A 12556-nucleotide genomic window follows, 5' to 3' on the forward strand; every position below is an offset into this window, starting at 1 on the left:
CCGTAAAGCTTGATGATGTCCATCGTCGCCATCGCGAGGCCCGCGCCATTGACCATGCAGCCAATCTCGCCATCCAAGGCGATATAGTTGAGGTCGTATTTAGAGGCTTCGAGTTCCTTGGGGTCTTCTTCCGAGGTGTCGCGCAACTCGGCGATGTCAGGATGGCGGTAGACTGCGTTGCCATCAAATCCCAGCTTGGCGTCAAGCACCATCAGATTGCCGTCCGTGGTGACGATCAGCGGGTTGATCTCCAGCATCTCCATGTCTTTTTCGACAAAGGCGCGGTAGAGCGTGCCCATCAGGCTGACACATTGTTTGACCTGACCGCCGGTGAGGCCAAGCGCAAATGCGATGCGCCGTCCGTGATAGGGCATATAGCCTGTGGCCGGATCGACAGCGAAGCTGAGAATCTTCTCTGGCGTCGCGGCGGCGACCTCTTCGATGTCCATGCCGCCTTCGGTCGAGCAGACAAAGCTGATGCGGCTGGTCTGGCGGTCGATCAGGAGGGCAAGATAGAGCTCTCGGTCGATGTTGGAGCCGTCCTCGATATAGATGCGGTTGACCTGCTTGCCCTCTGGACCAGTCTGATGGGTAACGAGCGTGCGGCCCAGCATGCGTTTGGCCTCTTCGGCGGCCTCATTCACCGATTTGGCAATGCGCACACCGCCTTTTTCGCCGGCGCCAGCCTCTTTGAACTTGCCCTTGCCGCGCCCACCGGCATGGATCTGCGCCTTGACCACCCAGACGGGGCCGTCAAGCGCGCCTGCGGCGGTCTTGGCCTCTTCTCCGCGCAGAACGACGCGGCCTTCGCTGACCGGTGCGCCGTAACTGCGCAATAAGGCCTTTGCCTGATATTCGTGGATGTTCACGCTCTTCCTCCCTTGGGTAAAACGACCGGGGCCGTCATTTGATCAGTGGCAACAGTTTCTTGAAGGCCGGGGTTCCGGCCTGGCCCAGCCATTCGAAAACGACCATTTCCGTGGTGGCGATGCCTGCGCCAGCGGCACTCAACCGGGCGATGCAGGCGCGTTCGCTCTCAAGGGTGCGCGAGGCGGTGGCGTCAGAGACGACGAATACCTCAAAACCCTCTTCGATCAGGCTTGCGGCGGTTTGCAGGACGCACACATGCGCCTCCATCCCGGCGAGCACGGCCTGCTTGCGCCCAAGAGCGCGGAAATGCGCGGCAAAATCCGCGTCTTCCATGCAGGAGAAATGCATTTTGCTGAGCACGGTGGTCTCGGGGCCCGGTTTGAGGTCCGACACGGTATGCCCCAGTCCGGCGGGATACTGTTCGGTCATCACCACCGGGACGCCCATTTCCTGTGCGCAGGCCATCAGGGTGCGGGCATTGCGAATCGTGCGGGCGGGGGCCTGCATTGCGGGCACGAGCCGCTCTTGCATGTCGATGATCACGAGTGCGCTATCGGCGGCACGGATGAGCATGAATGTCCCCTCAAAAGATGTCCGCGGCTGTGGTGTAATATTCTGTGGTCTTCCAGATACCACAGTTGATTTTACCCATCAACCCGGCATTTGCAATCGGTGTAAAATCGCGGCGTATAAAGGGGTTGTCGGCAGGTCTGAGGGTGAGTTCCTAAATGCTGCGATGCAACAAGTTTTAAATGATTCGGAGAATCCTGTTTTGCGAATGCGGTTCTCGAAAATCAGAGTAAATAAAATAAAATCAGTAAGTTAAAGTAACGCCCTGCATCCCCGCCCTGACATCCCTTGTGGGTTCACTGGCTGTGAAAATTGTGTTGGATAAACAAGGCGGTTGGTGCCTTTGGGGTGTGGGTATGATGCAGGTGCGGCGACGAATTTTTAAAAAACGATTTGCCCGATCTGATATGCTGGTCTATGGTATACCACAGGAACAAGCATGGCCGCCGAAGGGCGAGGGCGCACTGGAGGGATTACATGAAGCTACGCCCGATCGCGTCGAAATTCACGCTCAAGGATCACGTCTATGACCGTCTGCGCGAGGCGATCCTGGAGATGGACATCTATGATCAGAATGCCGATCTGCGGCTGGATGAGCGGTCGCTGGCTGAGCAGTTGAATATTTCGCGCACGCCGCTTCGGGATGCTATTGCCCGGCTTGAGGCCGATGGTCTGGTGACCGTGGTGCCGCGCAAGGGGGTCTATGTTCAGCGCAAGAGCCTTGAGGAAATTCTGGAGATGATCGTTGCTTGGGCGGCGCTTGAGAGTATGGCGGCGCGGCTGGCGGCGGAGCATGCAACGGATGGCGAGATCGCCATGCTGCGCAAGATCGCCTCGAAATACAATGACGAGCTGTCCGCAACGCGGATTGCGGAATATTCCGACGACAACCTGAAGTTTCACCTCCATATGCTTGAGATTTCGCATTGTGCGCTGCTCAAGAGCATGGCGGAGGGTTTGTTTCTGCATATTCAGGCGGTGCGCCTGCGGTCGATGTGGGAGGGGGACCGCGTCAAGCGGTCGGTCGTCGATCACGCCGAAATCATCGAGGCGCTGGAGCGCCGCGATGCCGATGAGGCCGCCGAACGGGTGCGCGAGCACACGATGCAGCTACATCAGCATATTCGCAAGACATGGGGCAGGCTGGAGCTGACCCGGAACGCAACACTGAACACGGCCTAGCTATCACGCTCGCGTCCGGCATCAAAAGGCGGACGGGACAGATTTGAAACGGGAGGGAACACATGGCAGTCGCCAGCGCACACGCATCGCCCAACGCAGGGTCAGAGGTGGATATCAACAGCCTCACTGACGGCTTTCACCTGCTGATTGATGCGCTCAAACTCAACGGAATCGAGACGATCTATAACGTCCCCGGCATTCCGATTACCGATCTGGGGCGTTATGCGCAGGCACAGGGTATGCGGGTGATTTCGTTCCGGCATGAACAGCATGCGGGCTACGCGGCCTCGGTTGCGGGGTTCCTGACCAAGATGCCCGGCGTCTGCATGACCGTTTCCGCCCCCGGTTTCATGAATGGCCTTACGGCTCTGGCGAATGCGACCACGAATTGCTGGCCGATGATCCTGATTTCCGGCTCGTCCGAGCGTGAGATTGTGGACCTTGCCCAAGGCGATTACGAGGAGATGGATCAGCTGGCCATGGCGCGGCCGTTTTGCAAGGCGGCCTACCGGCTGACCTATGCGCAGGATATCGGCATCGCGGTGGCGCGGGCCATCCGTTCGGCTATTTCGGGACGGCCCGGTGGCGTCTACCTTGATATTCCTGGCGCGATGCTGGGGCAGGTGATGGATGCAGCAGAGGGTGCGCGGTCGCTGGTCAAGGTGATTGAGCCTGCGCAGCGTCAGATCCCGGCGCAATCGGCGATTGACCGCGCAATCGATGTCATGAAGGGCGCAAAGCGTCCGCTGATCGTGATCGGCAAGGGGGCGGCGTATGATCAATGTGACGATCTGATCCGCGAATTGGTGGAGAAATCCGGCTATCCCTTCCTGCCGATGTCGATGGCCAAGGGTCTTTTGCCCGACACGCACCCGCAATGTGCGGCGGCGGCGCGATCGATGGTGCTCAAGGACTCGGACGTCGTGATCATGATGGGCGCGCGGATCAACTGGTTGCTCAGCCACGGCAAGGGCAAGCAATGGGGCGAGCCGGGGGCCAAACGCTTTGTCCAGATGGATATCGAAGCCGAGGAGATGGATTCCAACGTCGAGATCGCGGCCCCGATCGTGGGCGATGTCGGATCGTGCTGCGAGGCGCTGATCAAGGCTATGGACGGGGCCGGGATCGCGCCGCCCAAGGACTGGCTTGATGCGGTGAATTCCAAGGCCACGGCCAATATGGAAAAGATGGATGCGCGGTTGCGCAACAACAACGACCCGATGGATTATCACGGCGCGCTCGGGGTGATCAAGGATGCGATCAACGACAATCCCGACACGATCCTCGTGAACGAGGGGGCCAACACGCTCGATATGTGCCGCTCGATCGTCAACATCCACAAGCCGCGTCACCGGATCGACGTGGGCACCTGGGGTGTGATGGGGATCGGCATGGGGTCGGCCATTGCGGCGGCCATTGAGACCGGCAAGCGCGTGCTGGCGGTCGAGGGCGACAGCGCCTTTGGCTTCTGCGGCATGGAGATCGAGACGGTCTGTCGTTACAACCTGCCGATCTGCACGGTCGTGTTCAACAATGACGGCATCTATCGCGGTGATGGTGAGAACTGGGGCGGCGGTGAAGATCCCGCGACCACGGTTTTTGTCAAAGGCTCGCGTTATGATCAGATGATCGAGGCCTTTGGTGGCGTGGGTGTCACCGCCCGCTCGCCGGATGAATTGCGCAAGGCGGTTTATGAGGCGCTCGACAGCGGAAAACCGACGCTGATCAACGCGATCATCGATCCGGCTGCTGGCAAGGAAAGCGGTAATATCGGCAATCTTAATCCGCAATCGGTTGTGGCCCAACGGCTGTATCCGCAAGCGCGTAAAGACTGAACGGAAACGAAACTGGGGCGTGGGCAAGGCGCCCACGCGACTCAGAAGATGGAGAACCCTATGAAAGCTCTTGAAGGCGTCAAGATCCTCGACTTCACCCATGTGCAATCGGGTCCGACCTGCACGCAGTTGCTGGCGTGGTTCGGCGCGGATGTGATCAAGGTGGAGCGTCCGGGTGTAGGTGACGCGACCCGCAAGCAATTGGTGGACGTGCCTGGCGCCGACAGCCTCTATTTCACCATGCTCAATCACAACAAGCGCTCGATCGAGCTTAACCCCAAGACCGAAGCGGGCAAGGAGGTGCTGACGCGCCTTGTCGAGACCTGCGATGTGCTGGTCGAGAATTTCGCACCGGGGGCGCTGGACCGGATGGGCTTTAGCTGGGAGCGGATTCAGGAAATCAATCCGCGCATCATCATGGCCTCGGTCAAGGGCTTTGGCCCCGGCAAGTACGAAGATTGCAAGGTCTATGAGAATGTCGCGCAATGCGCGGGCGGTGCGGCCTCGACCACTGGTTTTCTGGATGGTCCGCCACTCGTAACCGGCGCGCAGATTGGCGATAGCGGCACCGGCCTGCATCTGGCACTGGGCATCGTTACCGCGCTCTATCAGCGCGAGCATTCGGGCCGGGGGCAAAAGGTGCTGGCACCGATGCAGGACGGTGTGATCAACCTCTGCCGCGTCAAGCTGCGCGATCAGCAGCGTCTGGAAAAGGGGCCGCTGACCGAATATTCCCAGTACGGCGCGGGCATTCCGTTTGGCGACGCCACGCCGCGTGCGGGCAACGATTCCGGCGGCGGTCAGCCGGGTCGTATCCTGAAATGCAAGGGCTGGGAGACTGATCCCAACGCCTATACCTATTTCATCACGCAGGCTGCGGTCTGGGAAAAGGTCTGCGATGTCATTGGCGAGCCCGATTGGAAAGCCGCCCCCGGCTATGCCACCCCGGCTGAGCGTTTGGACAAGCTCGATGCGATTTTCGCGCGGATCGAGGAATGGACCATGACCAAGACCAAATTCGAGGTGATGGACATCTGTAATCCGCATGACATTCCGGTTGGTCCGATCCTGTCGACCAAGGAAATCATGGAGGATGAGGGCCTGCGCAAAACCGGGACCATCGTTGATGTCGATCATCCAAAGCGTGGTCGCTACACCTCGGTTGGCTGCCCGATCAAGCTCTCGGATAGCCCGGTTGAGGTGACGCGCTCGCCGCTGTTGGGAGAACACACCCAAGAGATCCTGCGCGATGTTCTGGGATACGGTGGTGAAGATTTGGCCCGGATCATGGACTCCGGCGCTGTCGGGAGTGCGAAACAGGCTGCCGAATAATGAATGGGTGACGGCAAGGCCGGCGCAGACCGGCCAACCGCACAACGGGAGGATAGAATGCGACTTATAGTAATGGGGCAGCAGGCCTTTGGCAAAGATGTGCTGGCCAAGCTGCTTGACGCCGGGACAGACGAGGTTGTCGCGGTCTATTGTGAACCTGACCGGGACGGCAAACCCGTCGATCCGATCAAGGAACTCGCGCTGGAAAAGGGCCTGCCGGTTCACCAGCCTGCAAATTTCGATGATCCCGCCTCGCTTGAGGTGCTGGCGGGGCATCAGGCCGATCTGATGGTCATGGCCTTTGTCAATGTGTTCGTGCCCGAGGCCGCGCGCGATACGCCGACCCATGGCTCGATCTGCTTTCACCCGTCCTTGTTGCCGCTGCACCGCGGACCCTCTGCGGTCAACTGGCCGATCATCATGGGGTCCACAAAATCGGGCTATTCATGGTTCTACCCGAGCGATGGGCTGGATGAGGGCGACAGTCTTTTGCAGTGGGACTGCGAGATCGGGCCGGATGACACGGTGATCGACCTCTATTTCAAGAAGATCTATCCGAATGCCGTCGATAGCGTGCTGACGGTTTGCGATCTGTTCCGGGCGGGCAACCCGCCGCGGATCGTCCCCAATGAGGATGAGGCCACCTATGAGCGTCGGTGCAATCGCAATCATTCGCGCATCGAATGGCACCGCCCGGTCAAGCAGGTCTATGACCTTATTCGGGGCACCAACCCTGCTCCGGGGGCGTGGACAACGCTGAACGGGGCCGAGGTTGATGTCTATGACTGTGCCCTCGTTCCGGGCGATGGCATATCGGGCCGCGTGCGTGAGGTGTCGGACGCGGGTGTTGCCGTGCAATGCGTGGGCGGGCGTATCCTGATCAAACGGGTGCGTCCGGCGGGTGGGGCCAAGATGCCCGCGAGCGAGTGGGCCAACTCTGTAGATCTTGCGCCGGGCGCAACCCTAGGGACCTGACTACAACACCAACTGATTGGGAGTTCACCATGTCTGACATCGAAATTGCCCGCGCGGCAAAGAAGAGACCCATTCAGGAGATTGGGGCCAAGCTCGGCATTCCGACAGATCACCTTTTGCCTTATGGGCATGACAAGGCCAAGGTGTCTGAGGCGTTCATCAAGTCATTGGCAGACCGCAAGGACGGCAACCTGATCCTTGTGACCGCGATCAACCCGACCCCCGCAGGTGAGGGCAAGACCACGACCACGGTGGGGTTGGGTGACGGTCTGAACGCCATCGGCAAGAAGGCGGCGATCTGTATCCGCGAGGCGTCGCTGGGTCCGTGTTTCGGTATGAAGGGCGGGGCCGCAGGCGGTGGCTATGCGCAGGTAGTGCCGATGGAAGACATGAACCTGCATTTCACCGGCGATTTCCATGCGATTACCAGCGCACACAATCTGCTGGCGGCGATGTTGGACAACCACATCTACTGGGGTAACGCCCAAGAAATCGACATTCGCCGCGTGGTGTTTCGCCGGGTGATCGATATGAACGACCGGGCGCTGCGGCAGATCGTGTGCAACCTTGGTGGGGTCGCCAACGGCTTTCCGCGTGAGAGTGGCTTTGACATCACCGTGGCCTCTGAGGTTATGGCGATCCTGTGTCTTGCCACTGATCTGGCGGATCTGGAAAAGCGGCTCGGCGATATCATCGTCGCCTACCGGCGGGATAAATCGCCCGTATTCTGCCGCGATATCAAGGCGGACGGTGCGATGACCGTGCTCTTGCAGCAGGCGATGCAGCCCAATCTGGTGCAGACGCTGGAGAACAACCCGGCCTTTGTGCATGGCGGACCGTTTGCCAATATCGCGCATGGCTGCAATTCGGTCGTGGCTACCACGACGGCGCTGAAGCTGGCGGGTTATGTGGTCACTGAGGCGGGCTTTGGGGCCGATCTGGGTGCCGAGAAGTTCATGAATATCAAATGCCGCAAGGCCGGTCTGAAGCCCAAGGCGGTGGTGATCGTGGCCACGGTGCGGGCGATGAAGATGAACGGCGGTGTGGCCAAGGCGGATCTGGGCCCCGAAAATGTCGACGCCGTGAAGGCAGGCTGTCCGAACCTCGGGCGGCACATCGCGAACCTCAAGCAATTCGGTGTGCCGGCGATTGTGGCGATCAACCATTTTGTCACCGATACCGACGCCGAAGTGCAGGCGGTCAAGGATTACGTCGCCAGCCAAGGCTCTGAGGCGATCCTGTGCAAACATTGGGCGCACGGGTCCAAGGGGATCGAGGATCTGGCGCATAAGGTGGTCGAGGTGGTTGAAAGCGGGGCTGCACAATACGCGCCGCTCTACCCCGATGAGATGCCGCTGTTTCAGAAGATCGAGACAATCGCCAAGCGCATTTATCGCGCTGACGATGTGTTGGCCGATGCCAGCATCCGCCGTCAGCTCAAGGAATGGGAGGATCAGGGATATGGGCATCTGCCGGTCTGTATGGCCAAGACGCAATACAGCTTTACCACCGATCCGAACCGGCGCGGTGCCCCCACGGGCCACAGCCTGCCAGTGCGCGAGGTCCGGCTGAGCGCCGGGGCCGGGTTCGTCGTAGTGATCTGCGGCGAGATCATGACAATGCCGGGCCTGCCAAGGGTGCCATCGGCTGAGTCTATCTGCATCAACGCCGATGGCGTAATCGACGGGTTGTTTTAATCATGGGCAAAAGCACACTTCACACTATCATGATGCCGGTTCGCGGAGACGGGCGGGGACCGATCCTGTTTGCGCATGCCGCAGCGCTTGCAAAACGCTACAACGCGCATGTGCGGGTGGTGCATTGCCACCCCAAGGCTGAGGATATGATGCCATACGGCGTGGTGATCCCCACCTTCTTGCGCAAGCAATTGGAAGAGGCGAGCCTCAAGCGGGCGGATTACGAACAGGGTTACCTGCGCGACAAGTTTATGGCCGATGCCGCTCTGCACGGGATCAGCGTTGAGCCACGCGCGGTGGGTAAACCGACAGCGGCGTTTCGGGAATATGAGGGCAAGCAGGTCGAAGTGGTCCGCCATTATGGCCGCCTTGCCGATCTCATTTGCGTGGCCAAGCCCAATCAGGATGAAAATCTTGGGTATAACACGCTGAAATCGGCGCTGTTCAGTTCGGGGCGTCCGGTTCTGGTTTGCCCGGATACCGATCAGGTGGCGGCGGATATTGGCAGCCATGTGGCTATCGGCTGGAATGGATCGCTTGAGGCGTCCCGCGCGGTCGCCATGGCGATGTCGCTGATCGAGGGGGCGGATCAGGTGACGATCCTGACGGCGGGGCGAATCGAACACACCGCCACGCCCGAAGAGTTCAGGCATTATCTGGCTCAGCGTGGCATCACATCGCAGATTCAAACCTTTGAACGCAGCGGTAATGTCGGGCGCTCGCTTTTGGAAAAATGTGCCGAAGTTGGGGCCAACATGCTGATTATGGGCGCTTATCACGAGAGTTATGAGCGTGAGTCGCTGCTTGGCGGAAATTCCGCGACAATTGTGGCCGAAGCAACGATTCCAGTGGTCATGGTGCATTGAGGGATCGAGCAAAATAAGCGGAAATTTGTGGACAGGGGGGGAAGGACGACAGCAAACTCAAGTCTGGTTCGGGTGCGCACCAACAAAGGGCCGAGGAGGGTCCAGGGCACATCAGAGCCGTTACTGAATCTGGCCGGATAGCGGTCATCAATGGGAGGAAGACATGAATATTCTGAAGACTTTAGCAATTGGCATTGCCGCGCTGGGGCTGACGGCTCCGGCGGCTATGGCCGAATGGCAACCGCGCAAGCCCATCGACTTTGTCATCATGGCGGGTCCGGGTGGTGGTGCTGACCAGATCGCCCGCTTCATCCAGTCGGTGGCCGAGAAGAAAGATCTCACCAACCGTCCGCTTATTCCCAACAACAAGGGTGGTGGTTCTGGTGCCGAAGCGCTGATCTGGCTCAACACTGCAAGTGACCCTGATCACACCATTCTGGTGACGCTGAACTCGTTCTTTTCGACACCGATCCGTCAGCCCGATCTGGGCATCGACATCCAGACCTTTACCCCGATTGCGATGATGGGCGTCGATCCCTTCGCGCTTTGGGTACACAAGGACAGCGGGATCGAGACGTTTGAGCAGTGGGTTGACGCAGTCAAGGCGGCGGATGGCGAATATGTCACCGGCGGCACAGGCACTGGCCAAGAAGACAGCATCGTCTTTGCCTATACGAATGGCGCGTTCGGTCTCAAGTCAAAGTACATCCCCTTTGATGGCGGCGGCGCGGTTGCGGCGGCTCTGGCCGGCAAGCAGATCATGGCCACTGTGAACAACCCGGCAGAGGCACGCGGTTTCTACCAGTCGGGCGATGTGCGCCCCTTGCTGGTGTTCTCGGACGAGCAGATGAACGCCTATCCGGGCATTCCGACGCTCAAGGAAAAAGGTCATGATTTCAGCTACTACAACCAGCGGGCCGTCGTTGGCGCGCCGGGAATGTCGGACGAGGCAGCTGACTATTACCGGAACCTGTTCACCGAGATCTTTAACTCGGAAGAATGGCAGGGGTATCTGGAGGCCGAGTCGCTCTCGCCGCTGTGGATGAACGCCGATGAGCAGCGCAAGTACTGGGAATTGCAAGTCGAGACCCACACCAAGCTGCTTGCGGGCATGAAGTGATCTGAAAGCTTAACTGAACAACAGGGAGGGCTAGCCATGCGGGTTGGCGAAATAGTGACGGCGGGCGTGCTGGCCCTCCTATCCATCTATCTGATGTACAAGGCATCGGCGAACGGTATCGGCTTTGTTGCCGGGACTGGTCCACAAGGCGGGTTCTGGCCGTTCTGGCTGTCGCTGGGCATGCTGATTTCGACGGGTTTCATCGCGTTAAACTGGGTGCGGGGGACGTCTCCGCAATCCCGCTCGGATGAACCGGTACTCGACTCATACGGGCTCAAGACGCTGTTGCTCGTGGGGGGTGGTATCATCGGTTTTGTTGCACTGGTTGATATCGTGTCGATGTATGGCGCGGTTGCAGTCTTCATGATCTACTATCTCAAAGTTCTCGGACGCCACGGCTGGTTTCTGACCAGCATGATGGTGGTGCTGTTCCCGCTTGGGCTGTTCTTCTTCTTTGAAGGGCTGATGCAAATCTCGATGCCGACCGGCATGGGATTCACCGAGCCGGTGTTCAATGTCCTCTACGAAATCATCTACTGAGCCGGTCACGGCCTAGCTGACAAAAGGGCGAACCAACCCATGGAAATTCTATCTCTACTTGGCGACGGCATACTTGTCGCAATCCAACCTCTTAACCTATTGCTTATCTTTGTTGGCGTGACGCTCGGGCTCTTTATCGGCGCTATGCCAGGTCTGGGATCGGTGAACGGTGTGGCAATTCTCTTGCCGATTACCTTTCTCGTCCCGCCGGGATCTGCGATCATCTTTCTCGCGGCGATCTATTATGGAGCGATGTACGGGGGGGCCATTTCGTCGATCACCTTGGGCATTCCCGGGGCTTCGACGGCGGTCGCCACAACTTTTGACGGTCGCCCTCTGGCGCTACAGGGCAAGGCACGCCTGGCACTTGTGGCAGCTGCGGTGGCGTCGTTCGTCGGGGGGACAGTGTCGGTCATGCTCTTTACCGGGCTTGCCCCGCTTCTGGCAACGGTGGCGCTCAGCTTTGGTCCGCCTGAGATCTTTGCTCTGATGCTGCTGGCATTTGCGACCTTTGTGGGTCTGGGTGGCGACGACATCGCCAAGACGGTATTCTCGATTTGCTTTGGTCTCGTGCTGGCTACAGTTGGATTTGACCAAATCTCGGGCGCACCGCGACTGGTTCTCTTGGACATGAATGGCTTTCTGGGCGGGATCAGTTTTCTTGTGCTGGCCATTGGCGTCTATGGCATCGGCGAGATGATCTGGACGATTGAATCGACACGCGGCGAAGTGACCAATACCGAAGCCAAGATTTCGGTGAAGGGGATCATCGAGGATACCGGGACGTCCTTCAAGAAAGGCTGGAAGGGCATGTCTATCGGCTCGTTCCTTGGGTTCTTTGTTGGCGTGCTTCCGGCTGCGGGGGCCACCCCGGCGTCGCTCATGTCCTATGGTGTGACCAAGATGATCTCGAAGCGGCCGGATGATTTCGGCAAGGGCCATGTCGGTGGCGTGGCTGCACCTGAAGCGGCTAACAATTCGGCCTCTACCGGCTCGATGTTGCCGATGTTGACGCTGGGCATTCCCGGTTCGCCCACAACGGCCATTCTGCTGGGGGGCATGGTGATCTGGGGTTTGACGCCCGGTCCACGCCTGTTCGTTGAGCAGTCGGATTTCGTCTGGGGTCTGATCGGATCGTTCTATGTCTCCAACTTCTTTGCCGTGGTCGTGAACCTTGCCTTCATCCCGCTCTTTATCTGGATGCTGCGCATGCCGTTTACGGTGCTTGCTCCGCTGATCTTTGTGCTGTCGGTTGTGGGTGGCTATGCGGCAATGCAGGATATGTTCGACATCTGGTTGCTGCTGATCTTCGGCTTTGGGGCGTTCTTCCTGCGCAAGTTCGACTATCCGGTGGCTCCTGCGGTTCTGGCCATCGTTCTGGGCCCGATTGCCGAGCCAACGCTGCGCCAATCTCTGCTGTTGTCGTCGGGCGATCCGTCGATCTTCTTTAGCCGGCCAATTTCGGCACCGATCATGGTTATCGCGATCATCCTGATCCTGATGCCTGCGTTCAAATATCTGCGTCCGCGGCGGGCCAAGCCTGCTGAATAAGGCAGGAGGCCAAAACCA

General features: G+C 59.1%; 11 protein-coding genes. 9 read left to right on the forward strand and 2 right to left on the reverse strand.

Features of this window, described 5'->3' with window-relative positions; genetic code table 11:
• Together sucC and ACN0SW_RS14860 are read right to left on the reverse strand one after the other, a co-directional pair.
• The coding region (sucC, locus tag ACN0SW_RS14855; protein ID WP_417728711.1) for an ADP-forming succinate--CoA ligase subunit beta at nt 1–869 on the reverse strand (869 nt) is incomplete at its 3' end.
• Nucleotides 870–903: 34 nt separating this feature from the next.
• A complete protein-coding gene (locus ACN0SW_RS14860; RefSeq protein WP_417728712.1) occupies nt 904–1443 on the reverse strand; it encodes a hydrolase in 540 nt (179 codons plus the stop codon).
• 474 nt (nt 1444–1917) lie between these two features.
• On the opposite strand from ACN0SW_RS14860, the gene ACN0SW_RS14865 reads away from it, so the two are divergent.
• From ACN0SW_RS14865 to ACN0SW_RS14905, 9 genes are all read left to right on the forward strand, one after another.
• On the forward strand, nt 1918–2622 hold the full coding sequence (locus ACN0SW_RS14865) for a GntR family transcriptional regulator (protein ID WP_417728713.1): 705 nt from the start codon (nt 1918–1920) through the stop codon (nt 2620–2622).
• A 62-nt stretch (nt 2623–2684) separates the two neighbouring features.
• The gene (oxc, locus tag ACN0SW_RS14870; protein WP_417728714.1) at nt 2685–4457 is read left to right on the forward strand and encodes an oxalyl-CoA decarboxylase; all 1773 of its coding nucleotides are present in this window, start codon (nt 2685–2687) and stop codon (nt 4455–4457) included.
• A gap of 60 nt (nt 4458–4517) precedes the next feature.
• Nucleotides 4518–5789: a formyl-CoA transferase gene (gene frc / locus ACN0SW_RS14875; RefSeq protein ID WP_417728715.1), complete on the forward strand. Its 1272-nt coding sequence runs from the start codon at nt 4518–4520 to the stop codon at nt 5787–5789.
• A gap of 57 nt (nt 5790–5846) precedes the next feature.
• Complete coding sequence (locus ACN0SW_RS14880) at nt 5847–6764, forward strand: methionyl-tRNA formyltransferase (RefSeq protein ID WP_417728716.1); 918 nt, start codon at nt 5847–5849, stop codon at nt 6762–6764.
• A 29-nt stretch (nt 6765–6793) separates the two neighbouring features.
• On the forward strand, nt 6794–8461 hold the full coding sequence (locus ACN0SW_RS14885; RefSeq protein ID WP_417728717.1) for a formate--tetrahydrofolate ligase: 1668 nt from the start codon (nt 6794–6796) through the stop codon (nt 8459–8461).
• A 2-nt stretch (nt 8462–8463) separates the two neighbouring features.
• Complete coding sequence (locus ACN0SW_RS14890) at nt 8464–9327, forward strand: universal stress protein (RefSeq protein WP_417728718.1); 864 nt, start codon at nt 8464–8466, stop codon at nt 9325–9327.
• 163 nt (nt 9328–9490) lie between these two features.
• Nucleotides 9491–10447, forward strand: coding sequence for a Bug family tripartite tricarboxylate transporter substrate binding protein (locus ACN0SW_RS14895; protein ID WP_417728719.1), 957 nt, complete (start codon nt 9491–9493; stop codon nt 10445–10447).
• A 36-nt stretch (nt 10448–10483) separates the two neighbouring features.
• On the forward strand, nt 10484–10987 hold the full coding sequence (locus ACN0SW_RS14900; protein ID WP_417728720.1) for a tripartite tricarboxylate transporter TctB family protein: 504 nt from the start codon (nt 10484–10486) through the stop codon (nt 10985–10987).
• Between the two features lie 39 nt (nt 10988–11026).
• The gene (locus tag ACN0SW_RS14905) at nt 11027–12538 is read left to right on the forward strand and encodes a tripartite tricarboxylate transporter permease (protein ID WP_417728721.1); all 1512 of its coding nucleotides are present in this window, start codon (nt 11027–11029) and stop codon (nt 12536–12538) included.
• Nucleotides 12539–12556 lie beyond the last annotated feature (18 nt).

This window comes from Roseovarius sp. (genome assembly GCF_048262375.1).
Lineage (GTDB): Bacteria > Pseudomonadota > Alphaproteobacteria > Rhodobacterales > Rhodobacteraceae > Roseovarius.